We start from the raw sequence: 20,609 nt of genomic DNA on the forward strand, positions 1-20,609 counted from the left end.
CCTCTGCTGGCCGTCACCCCTGCTGTCGCTGTCGCCGAAGCAGCCGAGTCGACTGAACCGGCACCCAGGCTCTCGAACCACACGGCCGTCACGCACAGACCTCGACCGCGAGACCCGAAGAGCAACGTTTCCCAGCTCATCGCACATCTGACAGATGCGGTTCGCGCACTGCCAACAACTGTCTTACGTTTGCCCAGCTCAGGGGCTATTGGTGGGCGATACTGGGATCGAACCAGTGACCTCTTCGGTGTGAACTGTCGGCGAGCGGGTCGGGTCGGGCTTTATGCGAGGTCAATCGGACTGCTGAGGCGCTTCTCGGCTCGGTTCGGCTGGCACGGTTGCTGTACTTCGCTGCTGTACTGCTGGCGTCGGCAGGTCGGCCGCCCTGACCCATCCAAGGAAGCGGCGGTGCAGCACGCCGGCCGGCGTCCAGGGCATGTCCTCGGCCGCCTGGACGAGGTAGGAGCCGAGATAGAGGGCCAGCAACACCGGAGCATCCGCGTACTCCGCGCGAAGCTCCCGCCTCCGCGTCTGGCAGGGCCACGGAAGGCCGCAACCTCCGCAACTCCAGATCGGCATGACCGGGCCGTGGGTCGTCACGCCTGCCCCCGGAGGAAGCGGTGGGTGGTCGTCCGGGCCTGCCGGCTGGTCGCCCATTCGACCTGCCAGCACGGGTACGGGGCAAGGCGCGACCACCAGGCACGACAGCCAGTACAGAGGCCGTCGGGCGCTTGAACGTGTGCAGCGAGGATCGCCTGCTCCTGACCTTCTTTCACTGCGCCTCCTCTCCCGGCCAGTAGCCACGGTTGATCGGGATGCGGTGCCGGGCACGGCAGGGCAGGTGGGCTCCACAACGGCAGATCCGCCGCCACTTCCGCCAGGACCAGACCGGCCGATGCCGACGGGCAAGAGTCAGGGCGGTGGCGAGGAGGTATTCGTCGTACGGCGGAATGGGACGTCTGCCTGGAACCGGCATGCCACGGCAGCCAGCCTGCACTCGGCTCACCCGTGGTCCCTGGTCCCGTTGCCTGAGTACCGCTGCGTTCTCCGCAACCCCTCCGCCTGGTCGAGCAGCCGCCGCTGCGCCTCCGCCTGCTCGGCCGCCTGGTACCGCTGCCCGATGCCCTGCGGTAGCGGCGCTGGCCGCCGGAGCAACCACCGCATCAGCTTGCACAGCTCAAACCAGACCGCCACGTGCTCCGCCTCTCCGTCGAGCGTCGGCAGGCGGCGGCGAAGTTCCCCCGGCTCTATCGGGTGTCGAGCCGGACCAGAGCACCGCCGCCGCCAGTGACCAGCACGCTACGAGCGGTCACGGACGGCGGCGGGGAGAGGTTGTACCCGAGGGAGCGCTACCCCATCACCCCGATCGCGAGAGCCAGCTCCCGCGCGTCCTCCCCGACCGTGCCAGGCCGGTTCGACAGCTCCAGGGCGGCGGTACGGGCGTACGGATGGTGCCGAACCGTATCCACACTCTCCCGCAACGCTCGTCCGAGCAGATGCACCGCCGCCACCTCACCCCGGTGCAGCACGTGCGCCCGAGCAGCCTCGATCAAGGCAGCGGCCCGCCGCGTACACGACGGCAGTGCCCGGTAATCCATCGTGTCGGCCCGCCGGACGGCCTCACCAGCCCGACACAGGTCAGTCTCGATGGTGACCGCGTACGCCGCGCAGGCGGCCGGACCAAACATCAGCCACGGGTGGGCGTACCCGCTGCCGAGCCGGCTCGCGGCCTCGTCGGCGGCGTCCCACGCACGCCATGCCTGCCCGGCCCGGCCGGCCTTGCTGTGCCCCAGCGCGATGCCGAGCTGTGCCTGCCCCCACCGGGCCAACTGCTCACCGCCGGCGGCCGGGTCGACCAGACCGGCAGCGCCGACGAGCACCTGCTCGGCGGCGTCGATCTGGTTCGCTCCCCGGTAGACGTGGGCGTAGTACCAGGCGGCTACCGCGATCGCGGCAGGGTCGTCGGCGTCCTGGGCGGCGAGCATCGCCCGGTCGGCGGCGAGCCACACCAGTTCCGGATATGGCTGATGGGCCAGGTACAACTGCGCGAGGTGGTAAACGCGCGCCAGCTCGACGAGCGCGTGCCGGCGCGCCAGCCCGTCCAGCCGGCGAGCGCTGCCCTGCGCCTCCACGAGCAGCCCAGGAAGCACCGCGGCGACCGCCGTACGCTCGGCGGTCGATCGGTGCCACAGCGCCCACGCTTGGTCGACCAGGCCGCGCAGCACGTCGACTGGCGTCGGATCGCTGACCGACACGGCGGTGCGCTGCATGACGGCGGCGACGTTGTCGACATCGGGGTGACCGGCACGGGTCACCGACGCCACCGACAGGGACTGATCGCCGGTCAGGTCCGCCAGGTCCGAGATGTCCAGCACCTCAGCCAGGCGGAGCAGCATGGGCAGGCGGGGCGGAAGAAGGCGGCCATTCTCCAGAGCCTTGACCCACTCAGCACTGCGGCCAACCAAGCCACCGAGGACCGGGCGGGTCTTCCCTGCGCGTTCGCGGTAAGCGCGTAGGCGCGCACCGAAGGTCGTCGGGTCCGTCATCATCGTCTCCCAGGTAGCGGTCTGGGCGGCGGCCGCCGGCCGCTACTCCAACGGGCCGCCACAGTCGACGGTACTCCCGTCGCCAGCCTGAACGCGTACCACCGCGACCGGGTGATGCAACAAGAGCCACGCGAGGCACATCGATCTCCTTAACAGGCGCGACGGCCATGGGCGGCCCAACCCCTCGCTTGTAAGTTATGGGCACTTCGTCCGGCGTGGTGCGTCCGCGTCCGCGACCTCGGGCGACTGTTCGTGTCCGCCTGCCGACGGCTGGCCTCGTCCCAGATCGTTGCTGTCACCGTAGCTGTCGACAGTCGCTGCCGGACTCCCACATCGCCAGGGGGACCTCTCGATCTTGCATGACCTGGCGTGCCGTCGCCTTGGCGTTCAGCTGTGCTCCTCTGACCGCAGCCCTCAGCCTCTACAGGGTTTCAAACTGTTGTCTCTGCGTGTACTACTAGGACCACGGTGGGTGGAGCCTGGAGGCGGCGATGTCGGTGGAGTTGTTGGCGGCGGCGGGCAGTGCACTGGTGGGGGCAATGGCTACGGATGCCTGGGGTTGGGCCAAGACCAACTTTGCGCGTCTGTTTGGCCGGAGCGACCCGGCACGGGTGGAGGCCGTGGAGCGGCGGCTGGAGGGCTCACGGGCAGAGTTGGAGGGCTTGTCCGGTCGGGAGCTGGTACAGGCTCGGTCGAGAGTGGCGGCGGCCTGGCAGGCTCGGCTCAGCGACCTGGTGGAGGATGACCCCGACGCGGCTGTACTCCTAGAGGCGTTGGTGAAGGAGGTGGCTGCCCGAGTGCCGCAGACCACTGTCGACTCTGTCCAGCAGCACGCCGTCGCGTTCGACAACGCCCAGCAGGCGGTACAGGGCCAAGGGGTCCAGACAAACACCTTCGGCGGCGGCTCGGATGCAACCGGCCGATAAGCTACCGAGGGAGGTCCCCCGCCAGGCACATACCCATGTCGTGGATCAGTTTGTGTCGGCCGCCAGCCGAGCGCAGCAGGCAGTGCAGGCGTCCGGCACCCAGAACAACTACTTCTTGGTGCCCGCATCGGCCGAGGCGTTGCCGTCGATCGCCCCGCCGTGGGGGCGTCGGAACCCTCATGCGCCGCTGCGGGGCCGGGATAACCTGGTCGACCGGCTGAGCCAGATCGTGAGCGCGCAGAGCGACGGTCTGCGCGTGCACGTCTTGTACGGCCTGGGCGGAGCCGGCAAGACGCGCCTGTCGCTGGAGGTCGCACACCGCGCGGCGGTGCAGGATGTGGAGGTTTGGTGGGTCTCGGCCGTCGACTCCGGAGTCTTTGCCGCAGGAATGCAGGCGATCACACACCGGCTCGGGGCTACCGTCGAACAACTATCGCAGACGAACCCTGCGGATCTGGTCTGGCGGCTACTCCGCCAGCGTACGCAGCGGTGGCTGCTGGTGATTGACAACGCCGACGATCCGCAGCCGGTGCTGGCTCCGAACGCGCAGGTAGCCGACGAGACGGGCTGGCTGAGGCCAGCCGGACCAAACGGGGCCGTTCTCATCACTACCCGCGATGGAGACCCTCGCACATGGGGACCGCAAGCCGTCCTACATCAGGTGCCGGAACTCAGCGGGCACGACGGCGGCCAGGTTCTACTGGATTACGCCGGTCCGGCGGCGGGTTCCCGCGCTGAAGCCGATGCACTCGCCGAACGGCTAGGCGGGCTGCCGCTCGCGCTGCAGCTGGCTGGCTCCTATCTGGCGACGGTCACCATGACACCCGTGGCGTTCCGCGAGCCCACAGCCCCCGTGACGTTCAGCGAGTATCGAGCGGCCCTTGACCGTGACTTTGGCCGGCTGTTCCTGTCGTCCAACCCTTTGAACGGTTCAGCGCAAGAGGTGGGCAGCGCCGTCATCACCCAGACGTGGGAGCTGTCCCTGGCTCTGCTGGAGCGGCGCGGCATCGCCGAGGCGCGGCCACTACTGCGCCTGCTGTCCTGCTTCGAGATCGGACCTATTCCCTACGGTCTACTGCTGCACGTGCCGAGGATGGCCGCCTCCCCGCTGTTCCCCGGCCTCAACGCCGGCCGGCTCTGGCAGGCGTTGACCGCGCTTGCCAGCCTGAGCCTGGTCACTCTCACGCAGGACCCCGCCGCCGCCGAGGAGGCTGCGGATATCCTCGCGCTGCATCCCGTGGTTCGCGACACCAACCGGGCACATCCCGATGTTGCCGAACACCTCGACGCATACATTCCGCTCGTCACCCAGCTGCTGTTGCAGGCCATGGACATCGACAATCGTGACCCAGATGATCCAGCTTGTTGGCCCGTCTGGCAGGCCCTAGCGCCCCACGGCCCGAGCGCCCTGCACCTGCTACCGCCCAACGCCGACCTGCCCCACCAAGCCACAGAGAAAATTGGCTGGCCCGCAACCTACGGCGCTTACTACTACATCGCGACCGGCCGTTATGCACAGGCCGACAGCGATATCCGCAGGGTACTCGCCGTGGAAGCGAGGCTGCTGGGTGAGGAGCACCGCGACACCCTGACCACCCGCGACACCCTGGCTGGACTGCTGCACCTATGGGGGCAACTGGAGCAGTCCGAGGCCGAGTACCGCTCCGTGCTGGCCGCCCGTACACGGATCCTGGGCGAGGAGCACCCTGACACCCTGAACACCCGGCACTCTCTGGCCACCGTGCTGCGCGTCCGGAGGCAGCTGGGACAGGCCGAGGCCGAGTACCGCTCCGTGCTGGCCGCCAGCAACCGAATCCTGGGCGAGGAGCACCCTAATACCCTGAGCACCCGGCACTCTCTGGCTGGTGTGCTGCACGACCGGGGGCACCTGGGGCAGGCCGAGGCCGAGTACCGCTCCGTGCTGGCCGCCAGCAACCGAATCCTGGGCGAGGAGCACCCTGACACCCTGGCAACCCGACACGAGCTGGCTAGCGTGCTGCGCGACCGGGGGGAGCTGGAACAAGCCGAGGCCGAGTACCGCTTCGTGCTGGCCGCGGAAACGCGGCTCCTGGGCGAGGAACACCCCGCCACCCTGACCACCCGGCACAACGTGGCTGGCCAGCTGCACGCCCGGGGGCAGCTGGAACAAGCCGAGGCCGAATACCACTCTGTGCTGGCCGCCCGTAGACGCATCCTGGGCGAGGAGCATCTCGCCACTCTGGCCACCCGACACGCGCTGGCTAGCGTGCTGCGCGACCGGGGGGAGCTGGAACAAGCCGAGGCCGAGTACCGCTTCGTGCTGGCCGCGGAAACGCGGCTCCTGGGCGAGGAACACCCACCACTCTGACCACCCGGCACCGCTAAGGTGGCCTACTGCACGCCTCTTGGCAGCTGAAGCACGCCGAGGTCAAGTGATGCACGAGGCGGTGACGGACCGCGACGGGTTCGCCTCCGCCGACCACCTGCGCAACATCAACGAATGGGTCGAGCGCATCGCCAAGTCCTAACCTGAAGCACGCGCCGGTGACGATCGGGGACCAGGGGGTGCCTCGGGTGGGCGGGGGTGACTTGGGGAGGTTGAAGCGGAACGTAGAGCCGCTGCCTCGCCACCAGCGGGAACGGCTCCCGACGCCTGCTCACACGGCGTCTCCGGCTGCCATCGTTGATGGCTATTTCACGACGTTTCACGGTGTCTTGTGCCCTGTGTGTGCCCCACACTGCCAGGGGGCACTTGGAAACGCCCCTGGCCTGGGCTGGTCGTGACCCTGCGGTGAGACAGGCACTATGCCCGCCAGTCCCCGTCATTTCCCCCACGCCACCCAAACCGAAATCTGCCAAAGCCCGCAGCCCTCTTGGTGGCGGGACTGGTAAGTCCGCAACATGCCGAAGCTGCCCCTCGTGCTCGCCGTCGCACCTCCAGGGAGCACCTCGCCATCCCGTCTGCCCTCGACCCGCCCTCTTGGGGAGCGGGCCGCCGCCCGGCCCGCCACGTCAAGCGGACCTTGACGGCTCGTACGGGCGCTGGCGGGTCGGGCGGTGGTCTGCTCGGCTTGCCCGGGTCGATGGCAGACGGGATGGCCTACCGCAACCACCCACGAACCTTGGCTCGCCGGCGGAGCTCCGGCCATCCTGGAGCCGGAGCGCCCCCGCCGGAGGCGCTCTAACCGCAACCCGGCGACCGCCGCCAGCTCGCCGACGCGGCCGGCGTGCGCTTCCCTACGCCGCGCGGGCTCGTGGCCGCGCGCCCAGCCGGCTGCCGGCCCACCACAACACCGCTAACGTCTGTCGTTCTGCGGCGGGCCCTCCGGGCTTCCCGCTGTCCGCGCCAGCCGCCGGTCATCAGGCGTGACGGCCGCAGAGCGACAGTGGCAGCGGCCGGCGCGCGCCCAGGCGGCGGCGCGTGCGGCCCGTCAAGGGCCGCCTTGATGGATGTACAGAAAGTCCTCCCACGTCGGCACCGGCCTACCCTGGCCGATCTCACGGGTGGCGTTGACCGTCGGAGGCGATCGGGATCAGCCTGGCGGCTACGTCCTCGAAGCCACCGAAGCCACTGACGGTTCGCAACAGGCCATGGGTCCGGTAGTAAGCGCGCAACGGCTCGACCTGCTCCTGGTAGTTCTCCTGCGAGTGCGAGTACATGAGCAAGAGTTCCTGGCGTCGCTCGGCTTGCTGGGAGTCCAGTGCTATCTGCCGTTCCACCCGGCTGTGAACGGCGAGGCGAAGTTGGTCCTCAGTAAGGACAAGTTCGATCACTGCGTCGGGGACATGGCCGTTCTGCGCCAGCAACTCAGCCTGGCGGACCTTGCGCGGGAAGTTGTACAGCACCCAGCCACCGTCGAGGTTGGCTAGGGCGTCAGCGAGGGCTCTGACCATTAGCTCATCCGGGACAAGATGTCCGGCCTGCATGTGCCGGTTCGCCTCTTTGCCCAGCGGCGTCTGCTGCTGCACGTGCTTGCGGAAGACGTTGCCTGCGCTGACGACCTGTAGGCCGATGGCGTCTGCCAGAGCCGACGCAGCGGAACCCAGGTCGACCACCGGCCCGGCGATGAGGGCCACGTTGAGCATGTGCACCCCCATGTCGGTGGGCCGAAGAGCCAAGCTAGCAGCACACGTGGGATGTGAATGAGAGCATCAGCCCGGGATGCGGCAGCGCGGAGCCGACCATCGATGCCGGATTCCCCATTCACGACGGGTTGACGTGACGGTACCCGGTGCTACTCTGACGCTCGTCGAGCACGCCAGCGCGGCCTTCCTGCCGGATCGCTGGACTCGACTTCGGAGATGCCGAGCGGCCTTCCTGCCGCTGATGCGGGTCACGTCCCGCCGGTTCTCGATGGCACCGGCCGCTGAGCCGGTCTCCCGAATCCGTTGAGCGGCCCAGCACGGCCTTTGTCTGCCGTCCACGATGGCCCGGATTCGCACACCTCACGGGTGGGGCAGCCTACGGCAACCAGATGCCGATATCCCAGGCTCCCCACCCGTGCCGGCCCCGATCACCCAGTCCTCGATCACCTGGAAGGACATGACCCATCGGCGGGAAGTGCCACGACCACGACTCCGCCCTCCGGCGTCAGCCGCCCTCTCGGCGGTGCCAGGAGACACGACGAACACCACCAGCGGACCCACGTCCACGGCTGGTGGTGTTTCGTCTCCCGTCCCTGCCACCCCCAGAAGAGGAGACCGTCATGTCCGCCCCGCTCACCATCTACCGTCCCGGCCTTGCCGTCGGTCGGGACGCCCAGGTCCTGCATCGCGCCGCCTCGCCGGAGTTCTTCGGCTGGCTGGAGCACATTCGCCCCGCCGGCGGCTGTGCTCGCCCGATCCGCCTCACCGGCACCATCGCCACCGTCGACGCCGACACCGGCCGCATCACCGGCCAACTGCATCCATCAAGGACGGCAAGTACCGCCGCATCCTCCCCGAATGGGTCGATGACTACATCCGCGAACAGGTCGAACGCCAGGAGGCCGCCTGATGCCCGGACGCACCCGCGCCAACGGCGAAGGCTCCATCTTCCCCTACCGCAACGGCTTCGCCGCGTACGTCTGGGTCACCAAGCCCGACGGCCGGCGTGACCGCAAGTACGTCTACGGCAAGACCCGCGAGGCCGTCCACGACAAGTGGATCAAGTTGCACCAGCAGGCGAAACAGGGGCCAGTGGCGACCAACGCCCCGACGGTCAGCACCTTCCTCACCTACTGGCTGACCGAGATCATCGAGCCGAACCGGGCACCCCTGACCTACGCGACCTACGAGACGTTCGTCCGCCGCTACATCGCACCCGGCCTCGGGGGTAAGCGGCTCGACCGGCTCCAGTCGCGGGACGTGCAGACCTGGATCAACCAGGTGGCCCGCACCTGCCAGTGCTGCGCCCAGGGCAAGGACGCCGCCCGGCCAAAGCTCAAGAGGCGCTGCTGCGCCGTCGGTCGCTGCTGCCAGGCTGTTCCGTCGACTCGCACGGTCAGCGACATCCGGGCCACGCTGCGGGCCGCCCTCACCCACGCCCAGGCCGAAGACCTCATCACCAAGAACCCAGCCGTGCCGGTCACCTTGGCCACCGTCCGCTGACGGCGGGGCAAGTCCTGGTCGAGCGACGAGGCCCGTAGGTTCCTGGAGTCCGCCCGCGCCGCCGAGGACCCGCTCTACGCCGCCTACGCCCTGGTCCTCGTCACCGGCCTCCGCAAGGGCGAGGCCCTCGGACTGACTTGGGAGGACGTCGACCTCGACGCGGGAGAGCTGACCATCGGCCGCCAACTGCAGCGCGTACGCGGGCAGCTCCTCCACCGGGACACCAAGACCCAGGCGTCCGACGCCACACTCCCCTGCCCGACATCTGCCTGACGGCGCTCAAGCTGCGAAGCGAACAGCGCGACGAGGCACGAGCCGCCGCCGGCAACGCATGGCACGAGAACGGCCTCGTATTCACCACCCGCTATTGCACACCCATCGAGCCACGCAACTTCCAACGCTCCTGGCAGACCCGGTGCTACAAGGCGGGAGTCAAGCCGATCACCGTCCACGACGCCCGCCGCACCTGCGCCACCCTCCTGGCCGACCTCGACGTCCACCCGAGAGTCGCCATGCAGGTGCTCCGCCACGCCCGCTTCGCCGTGACGATGGAGATCTACACCCAGGTCTCGTCCAAGGCGACGAGAGAAGCACTCAAGCGGCTCGGCGATTCCCTCGACAAATGACCGCTGCTGTACTTCGCTGCTGTACGGGCAGCAAAAAGGCCACCCCCATCAATGGGAAGTGGCCTTCTACCTGCGTGGGCGATACTGGGATCGAACCAGTGACCTCTTCGGTGTGAACGAAGCGCTCTCCCGCTGAGCTAATCGCCCTCAGCGCCGACGACTCTACCTGATCGTCCGCGCGGACCAAAAACCGGCCCTCAGTGCGTCGCGAGGTAGTGCAGCGCCCGGGCCACCACGTCGATGCCGAGGCTGTACTTGAGCGACAGCCACACGACGGTCGACACGAACACGAGGCCGACGGCGCCGAGCACGAACCGTACGGTGAGCGACTGGCGCTTCACCCACTCGGTCCAGTTGTGGACGTGCCGTCTCGTGAAGGTGAGCAGCCGTCGCGCCCAGTGGAACTCGACCGCCCAGATGCCGAGGCCGGCGATCACCAGGAGCCAGCCGGGCCCGGGCAGCGGGATCAGCGCCAGGCCGATGGTGACGACGAGCGCGCCGGCGATCGCGATGAAGATCTTGAGGGCGACCCGGCCGGTGGGGTTGGCCCGGATAAGCGCGAGGGTGGTGGAGACCCGCTGCCGCCAGCGCGGCCGCTCCCGTCGGGCGGCAAGCGCCGTCCCCCCGGACGACCCACCCCTGTCCGGTGCCGGCCGACCGGGCCGGTCACCATGCTCGTTCGGCACCCCGTACCCCCGCTTTTCGGCTGCCCGAAGCGCGACGTTCGGCGCACCTGGCAGCGTGACCGGATCCATTGAGGATCGCTTCGTCACCATTTCCTCCCCCAGTGTGGCGCGCGCCCGTCACTGCAACCGTGGACTGGACGTTACCGGAGTAAGTCGACGTCTGAACCACCCGATGCCGGGCGGCACCGCGGACTGGGTAGAAGCGGAAATCCTACAGGAATCTTCACATTCTCGAGGACGTTCCGATCACCTTCCCACCACTGGGTGAAGTCAGCGTATGGCGGAGCGTAGCTAGGAGCAGCACCTGAGTATGGGAAAAGCGGGACACGCGCGTTCCGCAGCGGTGCCGGGGGGAGAACGTCCATGAGTGTCATCCGACCGACGACCGTAGAGGTCGAGACGTCGCTAAGGCTCGTCGCACCTGACGCCACGGCCTTGCCGGTGCGTGCAAGTCTGCGTTACGACCCTGCTGACCCGTATGCCGTCCATGTCCTGTTCCACGCGGAATCGGCGGGCGGCGAGGCGGTCAGCTGGTCGTTCGCCCGGGAACTGCTGGTGACCGGCCTCGACGAGCCGGCCGGCATCGGCGATGTGCGGGTCTGGCCGTGGGCCACCCCGCGCGGGGACTTCGTCGCTCTGGCGCTGTCGTCCCCGGACGGCAACGCCCTGTTCGAGGTGCCGCGGAGCGTCCTGGTGCGCTTCCTGCGGCGGACCTACGTCGTCGTACCGCGCGGCCGCGAGGCCGAGCACCTGGACGTCGACACGGCGGTGAACCGGCTGCTCGCCGGCCGCTGAAAAACCGGAACAACCGGCCACAACGGGGCCGCGCGGATCTGCCGAGTCCGCGCGGCTCCGGCTTGCCGGGAGTACGCGGACAGCCTCCCGCCCGGGCCAGGCTCAGCCGTGGCGCGCTCAGCCGTGGGTGGTGATGCCGCCGTCGACCGGGATGACCGCGCCGGTGAGGTAGGCACCGGCGCGCGAGGACAGGTAGATGGCGGTGCCCGCCATGTCCTCCGGACGGCCGATCCGGCCCAACGGCACCTGCTTCTCGATGGCGGCCCGGGACGTGGGGTCCTCCAGCGCGAACGCCATCATCTTGCTCTCGAACGGGCCGGGTGCGATCGCGTTGACCGTGACGTGCTCGCCGGCGAGCTGGTGGGCGAGGCTGCGGGTCAGCATGTGCACGGCGGCCTTGGTGGCGGAGTACGCGTAGACCTCCATCCAGGGCACCCGGATGCCGTCGATCGAGCCGATGTTGATCACCCGGGCCGGGTCGTCGGCGGTGGCGGCGGCGCGCAGCGCCGGCAGCAGTGCGGTGGTGAGCCGGAAGACGGCCTTCACGTTGACCGCCCACAGCTTGTCGAACGCGCTCTCCGGGTACGCCTCCAGCGGCGCTCCCCACGTGGCGCCCGCGTTGTTGACCAGCACGTCGAGCCGGTCGTAGCGCTCCCGTACGGCGGCGGCGAGCGCCTCGGCACCGGCGTCGCCGCCCAGGTCGGCGGGGATCGCCTCGCAGTGCCCCTGCGTCGACAGTTCCTTGGCGACCGCCTCGCACACGTCCGCCTTGCGCGAGGAGATGATCACGCGCGCGCCGGCCTGGACGAAGCCCTGGGCGATCATCAGGCCGATTCCCCGGGAACCGCCGGTGACCAGAACCGTCTTGCCGTCGACCGAGAACAGATCCGCCATGCCCATCCTCTCGCGGTACACCCCTACCGCCCGGTAACGTAACCGCCCCCACCCGCCCCCACAACCCCACCGACCCCACCGCGCCGCCCAGCCACACCGGGTTGGTGGGCGCACTTTCCGGGAAAGAGAGCCCATCCGAGCGGCCTGGGAGCGGCCGGAGGCCACTTCTTCCGTGAAAGTGCGCGCATGACGGCGGGCCCGGGACGAGCGGTGGGCGGGGCGCGGGACAGGGAATGGTGCGTCGGATGCGCGCTCAGAGATGCGATGATCGTCGCCCCGGGCTACGGTCGCAGGTGATGGTTTCTCCTGGTCAGCCCTCCCCTGTTCCGTTCTCCGCGCCACCCGAGATCGAGACGCTCGCCCTGGGTGACCTCGTGGCCGACCCGGCGTGGCGGCGTCCACTCCTGCTGGAACGGGACCTGCTGGTCCTGTTCACCGGCGGGCACGGCGGCGCTGAGCTGGACTTCCAGGCCCTGGCCTGCCGGCCGGGCACGCTGCTGCGGGTCCAGGCCGGCCAGGTGCTCCGCTGCGCGGTTCCCGAGCTGGACGCGACGGTGGTGCGCTGGGCGCCGGAGGCGCTGCGCGGGCTGGACGTCGACCCCGATGCCGTCCCGGCCTGGCTCCAACTGGCCGGTGAGGACGAGGACGCGATCATCACCGAGGTCAGCCAGCTCGCGGTGGACTGCGAGCGGCACCGGGGCGTGGCCGACGCCGCCGGCCTGCTCCGCCACCAACTGGCCGTGGTCCTGCTCCGCCTGGCCCTGCTGCCGGACGCAGCCCGGCCCGCACCGCGCGCCGAGACGGTCACCTTCCAGCGGCTCTGCCGGGAGGTCGAGCGCGGCTACCAGCACACCCGCCGGGTGGAGGACTACGCCGCCCACCTGGGCTGCTCGGTGCGTACCCTCACCCGGGCCTGCCTGGCGGTCACCGGGCGCAGCGCCAAGCAGGTGGTCGACGACCGGGTCGCCCTCCAGGCCCGACGGCTGCTCGCGGCGACCGACGAGCCCGTGGCGCGGATCGGCCGCCGTCTCGGCTTCTCCGAGCCGACCAACTTCGGGCGGTTCTTCACGCGCGAGGTCGGGATGAGCCCGGGCGCCTTCCGCGCCGCCCGCGACCAGCCGCTCACCGGAACACCGGACCACCGGGCCGGCGGGCCCTCCGGCCAGGGCGGCACGCCCGCACCCGGCGCACCGGCCAGCGTCGGTACGGGGCAGCCCGGCTCCGGCGGCCGGCCCGCACCCGAGCCCGGCCGACCCCACGAGTCGCCGGACACGCCGGCCGTTCCGGCCCGGGAGACCGGGGCGACCGGGCGGGTCGTCCGCCCACGCCCACCTGCCGACACCGCCGGGGACCGGCGCCCGGCATGATGGCGTAGTGCAGATCTCGGCGCGCGGTGACTACGCGGTACGGGCGGCGTTGAGCCTCGCCACCGCGTACCCCCGGTTGCTCTCCACCCAGGCCATCGCGGCGGAGCAGGACATGCCCCGCAAGTTCCTGGAGGCGGTCCTGGCCGATCTGCGACGGGCCGGCATCGTCCGCGCGCAGCGGGGCGCCGAGGGCGGCTACACCCTGGCCCGGCCGCCCCGCGAGGTGACGGTCGGCGCGGTGCTGCGGGCCGTGGAGGGCCCGCTCGCCGGGGTGCGCGGCCTGCGTCCGGAGGAGACACGGTACGAGGGCGCGGCGGAGAACCTGCCCGGCCTGTGGGTGGCCGTCCGGGCGGCCGTGCGGCGGGTGGTCGACGAGGTGAGCCTCGCCGAGATAATCAGTGGCCGGCTCCCCGCGCACGTGCGCAGACTGACCGCCCTGCCCGACGCCTGGGAGCCCCGCTGATGCCCACCCCCGTGCTGCACACCGACCGTCTCCTGCTGGAGCCGTACCGTCCGGACGACGCCGAGGACTTCGTCGCCCTCTTCACCGACCCGGAGGTGGGCCGGTTCATGGGCGACGGTCCGCTCGGCGCCGCGGAGGCGGGCGCGCTGTTCGGCCGCGTGTTCAGCAAGGTGTACGCGAACGACCTGTTCGACGTGTGGGCCGTCCGCCACGACGGCCGCTACGTCGGGCACGCCGAGATCAAGCGCACCGACCAGGTCGACGGGCACGAGATCGTGTACGCCCTCGCCAAGTCGGCCTGGGGCGGCGGCCTCGGCACCGAGCTGGCGAGGGCCCTGGTGCGGTACGGCTTCGACACGCTCGCCCTGCCGGCGGTGTACGCGACGGTCGCCGACGCGAACCACGCCAGCCTGGCCCTGCTGGGCAAGATCGGCTTCGCCCACGAGCGCGACATCGCCGAGGACGACGGCACGACCACCCGCGTCCTCGCCGTCACCTCCGCTGGCTGAGCCCGGCCGGCGTGGACCGACCGGGTCCGCGCCACCTCCTCCGTGGACAGCGGCGGCCGGCGCTGTTGCCGGGCGTCCACGGTGGAGGCGCGCCAGGGTTTCGCGAAAAAGCGATCCGGGCATGTTCAGGTTCGACACGCCAGGGAAGGGATACCGAAGGGAGCCCCGCGATGGGTCTCATGTTCCGCAAGCGCAAGAAGATCGGCCCGATCATCCTGAACTTCACCGAGAACGGCTTCTCCTCCTGGAGCATCAAGATCGGCCGCTGGTCGTGGAACTCGCGGGCGCGAGCCCACCGCGTGGACCTGCCCGGTCCGCTGTCCTGGAAGCAGGACAAGTCCCGCACCTGACGGCTGCGGCACGACGAAGGGACCCGACCGCCGCTGCGGAAGGGTCCCTTCGCCATGTCCGGCACAGCCGGCAGCCCCCTCGCCGAAACGGCCGTGGCGGCGGACGGCGCGACGGAGAATCGCGGCATGACCCGGCCCTGGCGGCGCGAGCGCCGCCACGCCCTGCTGGCCTGCCTGCTCCTGCTGGTGGCGTACTTCGTCGTACCGGTGGAGTCCGATCCGAACGGTGCGCGCCTGGCGGTGCGCAGCCTGGCCACCCTGCTGCTGGTGGCGTGGGTGGCCTGGCTGGTCACCACACAGGTCCGGCGGCAGCTCGCCGCGGGCGGCACGGGCCCCGCGGCGGAGGTGCCGGCCCTGCTGCGGCTGGCCGTCGCCCTGGTGGCCGGCCTGCTGGCGTTCGCGCTCGCCGACTACGTCATCGCCCGCAGCTCGCCCGGGCAGTTCGTCGACCTGGACACCCGGATCGACGCGCTGTACTTCGCGCTGGCCACCCTCACCACGATCGGGTACGGCGACGTGCACCCGCAGGGGCAGATCGCCCGGGCCGCGGTCAGCGCGCAGATGGTCTTCAGCATCGGGGTGATCGCCACCGGGGTGTCGCTCGTGGTCAGAGAGCTGGCTCCGGGCCGGCGCCCGGATCCACGCCCGGCCGGGCGGCCGGCGGGTCCGCCGCCGCCGGGGGCGGGGCGGCCGGGTGCGCCGCCGCGATGAGCACGTCCCCGCCGAGGCGGCCGTGCCCGGGGTCGCGGGTGACCGCGCCGGAGTGGAGCAGGCCGGCCAGTGCCCGCTGCACGTCGGCGGACCGGTACACGGTCGCGGTCAGCGCGTGCCGGCGCAGTTCGGTCACCGTACGCGGGCCGGAGCGGGCCAGCTCGGCGAGCAGTTCCCGGCGCAGCGGCCCGGGCTCGGGGTCCAGCGCGATGTCCAGCAGCCGCCCGGCGGGGTCGGCCGGGTCGCGGTAGCGCACGCCGGCGTACTCGTCGACCGCCCACAGCAGGTCCTTGAACGCTTCGAGGCTGCGGTCGTACCCGGTGCCGAAGGCCAGCCGCCGTGCCGGCGACCCGTCCCCGGGCACGAGGTCGACCTCGGCCACCAGCGGGAACCCGGCGTTGCCGAGTGCCGCCCGGAGGGACACGTCGGCCGCGGCCCCGGTGACGAGGAGCACCTCGGCGGAGCGGCCGGCGGCGGCCGTCAGCACTGCCGGGTCGGTCGCGCCCGGACCCTCCAGGTACGACAGCAGCGGCGCCCCGGCGGCGCCGGCCGCCTTGAGCGCGACGGGCAGCCGGGCCGGCCCGCCGGGCACCAGGTGGACGGCGACCTCGGCCGGCAGCGCCGCCTCGACGGGACCGAGCCGGGCCGGCAGGTCCTCGGTGGCGTCGGCGAGCACCAGCACGCTGAGCTGCCGGCCGCGCAGCCGGTCGGCGTACTCGGCGATCACGCCGAGCACCGCCTCCGCCGACGCGGCCGCGGACTCACCGTCCCCGTACGCGAGCGCGACGACACCGCGCCGCCCCCGCCCCGACACCCGGGGCACCCACACCTCGGCGTGCCGGACGAGCACCTCTCGCAGCACCTCGTCCATCACGCCCTGGTTTCTACCCCATGCCGGCCAATCTTGGAGTGGTGGCGGGTGACAAACGCGCACCGGCACCACGACTCCGTGATCGGCGGGGCTCAGCTCGCCGCGGGGACGCTGATGCCGATGCCGCCGCGGGTCTGGCCGCCGTAGCGGCGGCGCTCGGCGTCGAGGTCGAGGCGGCCGATGCGCGTGCGGGCGGCCAGGGCGGCGTCGTCGAGGCGGTCGGCGGGCACCAGCCAGACAACCTCGAACTCCAGCCCGTCCGGGTCCTGCCCGTAGAGGCTCTTCGTGGTGCCGTGGTCGGAGGTGCCGACCAGCGCCCCGACGGCGGCGAGCCGCTGCGCGGTGGCGGCCAGGTCGTCGAGGGTGTCGACCTCCCACGCGAGGTGGTACAGGCCGACGGTGCTCCGGCCGGCGGCGGAGCGGCCGGCGCCCGCGCCGATCTCGAACAGGCCGAGGTCGTGGTCGTTGGCGGAGTCGGGCGCCTGGAGGAACGCGGCGCCCCGGAAGCCGTCCGGGGTCATCGGCACCCGGCGGAAGCCCAGCACGTCGGTGTAGAAGCCGACGCTGCGCTCCAGGTCACTGACGTAGAGGACGGCGTGGTTGAGGCGGTGGATTCCCATGCCCCGACGGTAGCGCGATTTAGTTGAGCGTTCAACTAGATGGCGTACGATGGTGGTCATGACCCGCTGGCTGGACGAGGACGAGCAGCGCACCTGGCGGGCGTTCCTCACCGCCACCCGGGGGCTGATGGACACGCTCGACCGCGAGCTGCAACGCGACGCCGGGATGCCGCACGCGTACTACGAGATCCTGGTGCGGCTCTCCGAGGCGCCGGAGCGCCGGCTGCGGATGAGCGACCTCGCCGACGCCACCGGGTCGTCGCGCAGCCGGCTCTCCCACGCGATCGCCCGGCTGGAGGCCGCCGGCTGGGTCCGCCGCGAGGAGTGCCCGACGGACCGGCGGGGGCAGCTCGCGCTCCTCACCGACGAGGGCTTCGCGACCCTGGCGGCCGCCGCGCCCGGCCACGTCGAGGGCGTACGCCGGCACCTGTTCGACGCGCTCACTCCGGCGCAGGTCGACCAGCTGCGGCGGATCAGCGAGACCCTGGTGGACCATCTCCGGGAAACCTGACCGGCGCGGGTCTTGTACATACCGTCGCCGGATGAGCACGATGGGGCGTGCCCTCCGGCTTCGGTGACCTGACTGACCACGCGCACCACCTGGTATCGACCGGCGATCTCGCCGGCGCCCAGCGGCTGCTCGCCGACGCGCTGACCGACGCCGATCCCCGCCCCGCCACCGCCACCCCCGAGCTGGCCGAGGCGGCGGGCCTCCAGGCGCGGGTGCTGGTGGCCCTCGGTGACCCGCACGCCGCCCGGGGCTGGGCCGCGTACGCGTACGCGGCGACCACCCGGCTGCACGGCCGCTCCGACGAGCGGACGGTGGCCGCCGCCGCCACCCTCGCCGCGGTGCTGCACCGGGTCGGCAGCTGGTCCCGCGCGGCCCGGCTCTACCAGGAGGTCATCATCGAGCTGACCGCCCTGGACGGTCCCGAGTCGCTGCGCGTCCTCGCCGCACACGCCGACCTGGCCACGGTGGAGTACGCGCGCGGCCAGTGCCAGGTCGCCCGCGACCGGCTCGCCGACGCGTGGGAACTGCACCGCGAGGTGTACGGCGACGGGCACCCCAGCGGCATCAAGATGCTCGCCCGGCTCGGCGCGATGCACCGCGACTGCGGGCTGTTCGCCGAGGCGCACGACCACCTCGCGCTGGCCGAGGAGCTGTGCCGGCAGCACCTGGCCCCGGACGACCCGCTCGCCGCGCAGGTGGCCGCGCTCGCCCGGGCGGCCGCCAACCCGGACCACACCTGCGCCGACACGGCACCGGTCGGCCGGGACACCCCGATCGTGCCGTCCGCCCGGACGCCCCCGCCCGGCGACGAGGCGCACCACGTCCCCGACCACCCGTCGCAGCCCGGCTACCGGCCCGCCACCCCGTACGCCCCGACCGAGCCCGACCCGGAGGGGCCCGACCCGGACGAGCACCCCGCGACCGGGTACGCGCCGCCGCCCACGGTGCCGACGCCCCGCCAGCCGCTCGACGGCACGGCCCGGCCGGCGGCACCGGACCCGCCCGCCGACGAGGCCTGGCGACGGCCCGAGCACGGCGGCGCCGACCACCGGCCCCCGGATCCCGACGCCGACGACCGGTGGCCGCCCGAGCAGGACCTCGGGGACGGCTGGCCGCCCGAGGCCGGCGCCGACGCCCCCTGGCGGCCCGGGCCACCGGCCGGGGAGCACACCGACGATCCCTGGCGGCCGCCAACCGAGGATCGGGCCGCCGTACCCCCGTCCGTCCTGCCCCTCGCCGGCGGCGACGAGGCCGCCGGGGTCCACCGCGTCCGGCACGACGCGACGCCCGACGATCCGGCGTACCAGCCGTCCCGGCTGCTGCCCGTGCCGGTGCACCACGCCCCCGCGCCGTCGGCCAACCGGCTGCTGCCGCTCGTGGTGGGTGGCGTGGCGGTGGTGCTGCTCGGGACGGCCGCGGTCATCGCCGGGGTGGCCCGGTTCGACGGTGCGCCGCCGGTCGCCACCGGCACGGCGGGACCCGCGACGGACACACCGGCCCCGGCGACGTCGAGCGCGACACCCCCGGCCGCCGCCACGCCGGGCACCCCCCCGGACGCGGTGACGCTGCGCGACAACCGCGACAACGTCGCGCTGCGCTGGACGTACCCGGCCGGCGGCGAGGGACCGGTCGTCATCTCGGGCGGCCGGGCCGGGCAGCCGCAGACGGCCTTCGCGAACCTGCCCGCCGGCACCACCGACTTCGTCGTCTACGGCCTCAGCCGCAGCACCGACTACTGCTTCACCGTGGCGGTGGTCTGGTCGACCGACACGATCGCCCGGTCGAAGGAGGTCTGCACCGACCGGAGCTGAGCGTCAGGTCGGATCGGGGTCCTCGGTCAGCGCCGGCAGCAGCAGCCGTACCCGCAGCCCCGGCGGCGGATCCGCGTCGCCGAGGTCGACCTGCCCGCCGGCCCGCCGCACCAGCTCGCGCACGATGGCCAGGCCCAGGCCGGCGCCGCCCGCGTCCCGGTCCCGCGCCGGGTCGAGCCGGGTGAACCGGCCGAAGACCCGCTCCCGGTCCGCCGCCGGGATGCCGGGCCCGTCGTCGGTCACCGTCACCCGGTGGTACGCCGAACCGTCCGGCGCGGCGGCGAGCACCACCCGGGTACGCGCGTGCCGGACGGCGTTGTCCACGAGGTTGGTCAGCACCCGGCGCAGCTCGTCCGGGTCGCCGACCGTCCACAGCGGCTCCGGCGGCGGCACCACCTCGACCGGCCGCGCGGGCTGGCGGCCGGCCACCTCGGCGAGCAGCGCGCCCAGCTCGACCGGCCCGGTGGCCCGCGCCGGCGGGGCCTCGTCGAGCCGGGCGAGCAGGAGCAGGTCGTCCACGAGCCGGCCGAGCCGCTCGGTGTCGGCGAGGAGGTTCGCCGACACGGCGGGCCAGTCGGTCCGCTCCCCCAGGCGCTGCGCGACCTCCAGCTCGGTGCGGATGTTGGCCAGCGGGCTGCGCAGCTCGTGCGCGGCGTCGGCGACGAACGCCCGTTGCCGGTCCCGGCCGGCGCGCAGCCGGTCCAGCATGTCGTTGAGCGTGACCGCGAGCCGGTGGATCTCGTCCTGCGAGGCCGGTACGGGCAGCCGCCCGGTCCCGTTCCGCCCGGTGATCTCCTCGGCGCCCCGGCGCAGCGCCTCCACCGGCCGCAGGGTGGCGCCGACCACCCGCCAGGCCACGACCGCGAGCACCGCCACCAGCAGCGGGAAGCTGACCAGCAGGATGGTCCGGACGACGTGCGTGCTCTGCCGCACGTCGACCAGCGACCGGGCGACCAGGACGGTGAGCGGGTCGCCGTCGGTGCCGGCGGGGACGGCCACCACCCGGACCGGCCCGACGAGCCCCATCCGCTCCCCCGCCACGGTGATCCCCTGCCGGGCGTCCCGGTCGACCCGCTCCGGCCGGACCATCGGCACCAGCCGGTCGGCGTCGATCGAGGCGGCCCGGACCCGCCCCTGCGCGTCGACCACCTGCACCCGTACCTGGCCGCCGGCGACCGGCAACGGGTCGGGCAGCGCGTCCTCGGCGGCCAGCAGCGCGACCGCGTCGGCGGTGCGCAGCGCCTCCGTGTCGACGTTGCGGTGCAGGGCCCAGGTGAGCACCGCGAGCAGCACCAGGCCACCGACCGCGAGGCCCACCGACACCCCGAGCACCCCGATCGCCATCAGCCGACCGC

19 protein-coding genes, 1 tRNA gene and 2 pseudogenes are annotated in these 20,609 nt (G+C 71.9%); 12 read left to right on the forward strand and 10 right to left on the reverse strand.

All coding sequences use genetic code 11. From position 1 onward, the window contains the following. Positions 1–291: 291 nt before the first annotated feature. From HCJ94_RS31275 to HCJ94_RS25710, 3 genes are all read right to left on the reverse strand, one after another. On the reverse strand, positions 292–600 hold the full coding sequence (locus HCJ94_RS31275; protein WP_168003621.1) for a hypothetical protein: 309 nt from the start codon (positions 598–600) through the stop codon (positions 292–294). A gap of 402 nt (positions 601–1,002) precedes the next feature. After that, positions 1,003–1,194, reverse strand: coding sequence for a hypothetical protein (locus HCJ94_RS25705; protein ID WP_168003622.1), 192 nt, complete (start codon positions 1,192–1,194; stop codon positions 1,003–1,005). 155 nt (positions 1,195–1,349) lie between these two features. Next, positions 1,350–2,549 (reverse strand): helix-turn-helix domain-containing protein, encoded by a 1,200-nt coding sequence (locus HCJ94_RS25710; RefSeq protein WP_168003623.1) that lies wholly within the window; start codon positions 2,547–2,549, stop codon positions 1,350–1,352. A 488-nt stretch (positions 2,550–3,037) separates the two neighbouring features. Between HCJ94_RS25710 and HCJ94_RS25715 the strand changes: the two genes are divergently transcribed. Further along, on the forward strand, positions 3,038–3,472 hold the full coding sequence (locus HCJ94_RS25715) for a hypothetical protein (RefSeq protein ID WP_168003624.1): 435 nt from the start codon (positions 3,038–3,040) through the stop codon (positions 3,470–3,472). Between the two features lie 40 nt (positions 3,473–3,512). Then, on the forward strand, positions 3,513–5,819 hold the full coding sequence (locus HCJ94_RS25720; RefSeq protein ID WP_168003625.1) for a tetratricopeptide repeat protein: 2,307 nt from the start codon (positions 3,513–3,515) through the stop codon (positions 5,817–5,819). Positions 5,820–6,949: 1,130 nt separating this feature from the next. On the opposite strand, the gene HCJ94_RS25725 is transcribed toward HCJ94_RS25720, so the two are convergent. Further along, a complete protein-coding gene (locus HCJ94_RS25725; RefSeq protein WP_168003626.1) occupies positions 6,950–7,537 on the reverse strand; it encodes a nucleoside monophosphate kinase in 588 nt (195 codons plus the stop codon). Positions 7,538–8,357: 820 nt separating this feature from the next. On the opposite strand from HCJ94_RS25725, the pseudogene HCJ94_RS30545 reads away from it, so the two are divergent. Together HCJ94_RS30545 and HCJ94_RS31280 are read left to right on the forward strand one after the other, a co-directional pair. Next, positions 8,358–8,447, forward strand: a pseudogene (locus HCJ94_RS30545) (excisionase family DNA-binding protein); the annotation flags it as partial. Beyond that, positions 8,447–9,666, forward strand: a pseudogene (locus HCJ94_RS31280) (tyrosine-type recombinase/integrase). The pseudogenes HCJ94_RS30545 and HCJ94_RS31280, both read left to right, overlap by 1 nt. Positions 9,667–9,741: 75 nt before the next feature. Here the strand turns inward: HCJ94_RS31280 and HCJ94_RS25735 are convergent. Both HCJ94_RS25735 and HCJ94_RS25740 read right to left on the reverse strand, forming a co-directional pair. Then, a tRNA-Val gene (locus tag HCJ94_RS25735) sits at positions 9,742–9,813 on the reverse strand. A 50-nt stretch (positions 9,814–9,863) separates the two neighbouring features. Further along, positions 9,864–10,421, reverse strand: a complete 558-nt coding sequence (locus HCJ94_RS25740) for a TIGR02611 family protein (protein WP_168003627.1) — start codon at positions 10,419–10,421, stop codon at positions 9,864–9,866. A gap of 294 nt (positions 10,422–10,715) precedes the next feature. Here HCJ94_RS25740 and HCJ94_RS25745 point away from each other — a divergent pair, with 294 nt between their 5' ends. Further along, positions 10,716–11,147 (forward strand): SsgA family sporulation/cell division regulator, encoded by a 432-nt coding sequence (locus HCJ94_RS25745; protein ID WP_007457244.1) that lies wholly within the window; start codon positions 10,716–10,718, stop codon positions 11,145–11,147. A gap of 117 nt (positions 11,148–11,264) precedes the next feature. Here the strand turns inward: HCJ94_RS25745 and HCJ94_RS25750 are convergent, their stop codons facing one another. Further along, entirely contained in the window at positions 11,265–12,041 is a 777-nt protein-coding gene (locus HCJ94_RS25750; RefSeq protein ID WP_168003628.1) for an SDR family oxidoreductase, read from the reverse strand. A 296-nt stretch (positions 12,042–12,337) separates the two neighbouring features. Between HCJ94_RS25750 and HCJ94_RS25755 the strand changes: the two genes are divergently transcribed. The 5 genes from HCJ94_RS25755 (at position 12,338) to HCJ94_RS25775 (ending at position 15,441) form a co-directional block, all read left to right on the forward strand. Then, positions 12,338–13,408, forward strand: a complete 1,071-nt coding sequence (locus HCJ94_RS25755; protein ID WP_168003629.1) for a helix-turn-helix domain-containing protein — start codon at positions 12,338–12,340, stop codon at positions 13,406–13,408. Between the two features lie 7 nt (positions 13,409–13,415). Beyond that, positions 13,416–13,871 (forward strand): RrF2 family transcriptional regulator, encoded by a 456-nt coding sequence (locus tag HCJ94_RS25760; protein ID WP_168003630.1) that lies wholly within the window; start codon positions 13,416–13,418, stop codon positions 13,869–13,871. Then, positions 13,871–14,380, forward strand: a complete 510-nt coding sequence (locus HCJ94_RS25765; protein ID WP_168003631.1) for a GNAT family N-acetyltransferase — start codon at positions 13,871–13,873, stop codon at positions 14,378–14,380. The genes HCJ94_RS25760 and HCJ94_RS25765 overlap by 1 nt, the downstream gene beginning before the upstream one ends. A 170-nt stretch (positions 14,381–14,550) precedes the next feature. Beyond that, positions 14,551–14,730 carry a DUF4236 domain-containing protein gene (locus HCJ94_RS25770; RefSeq protein ID WP_168003632.1) on the forward strand — a complete coding sequence of 60 codons (180 nt, stop codon included), beginning with the start codon at positions 14,551–14,553 and terminating at the stop codon, positions 14,728–14,730. Between the two features lie 54 nt (positions 14,731–14,784). Further along, on the forward strand, positions 14,785–15,441 hold the full coding sequence (locus HCJ94_RS25775) for a potassium channel family protein (RefSeq protein WP_240944521.1): 657 nt from the start codon (positions 14,785–14,787) through the stop codon (positions 15,439–15,441). On the opposite strand, the gene HCJ94_RS25780 is transcribed toward HCJ94_RS25775, so the two are convergent. After that, positions 15,338–16,312 carry a hypothetical protein gene (locus tag HCJ94_RS25780; protein WP_240944524.1) on the reverse strand — a complete coding sequence of 325 codons (975 nt, stop codon included), beginning with the start codon at positions 16,310–16,312 and terminating at the stop codon, positions 15,338–15,340. The genes HCJ94_RS25775 and HCJ94_RS25780 overlap by 104 nt on opposite strands. Before the next feature lie 92 nt (positions 16,313–16,404). Next, positions 16,405–16,932, reverse strand: a complete 528-nt coding sequence (locus tag HCJ94_RS25785; RefSeq protein WP_168003634.1) for a VOC family protein — start codon at positions 16,930–16,932, stop codon at positions 16,405–16,407. A gap of 49 nt (positions 16,933–16,981) precedes the next feature. Between HCJ94_RS25785 and HCJ94_RS25790 the strand changes: the two genes are divergently transcribed. Further along, a complete protein-coding gene (locus HCJ94_RS25790) occupies positions 16,982–17,443 on the forward strand; it encodes a MarR family winged helix-turn-helix transcriptional regulator (protein ID WP_168003635.1) in 462 nt (153 codons plus the stop codon). A 47-nt stretch (positions 17,444–17,490) separates the two neighbouring features. Next, entirely contained in the window at positions 17,491–19,254 is a 1,764-nt protein-coding gene (locus tag HCJ94_RS25795; RefSeq protein WP_168003636.1) for a tetratricopeptide repeat protein, read from the forward strand. A 3-nt stretch (positions 19,255–19,257) separates the two neighbouring features. Here the strand turns inward: HCJ94_RS25795 and HCJ94_RS25800 are convergent, their stop codons facing one another. Further along, complete coding sequence (locus HCJ94_RS25800) at positions 19,258–20,598, reverse strand: sensor histidine kinase (RefSeq protein ID WP_168003643.1); 1,341 nt, start codon at positions 20,596–20,598, stop codon at positions 19,258–19,260. Positions 20,599–20,609 lie beyond the last annotated feature (11 nt).

Source organism: Micromonospora thermarum (assembly GCF_012034245.1).
Taxonomy (GTDB): Bacteria; Actinomycetota; Actinomycetes; order Mycobacteriales; family Micromonosporaceae; genus Micromonospora; species Micromonospora thermarum.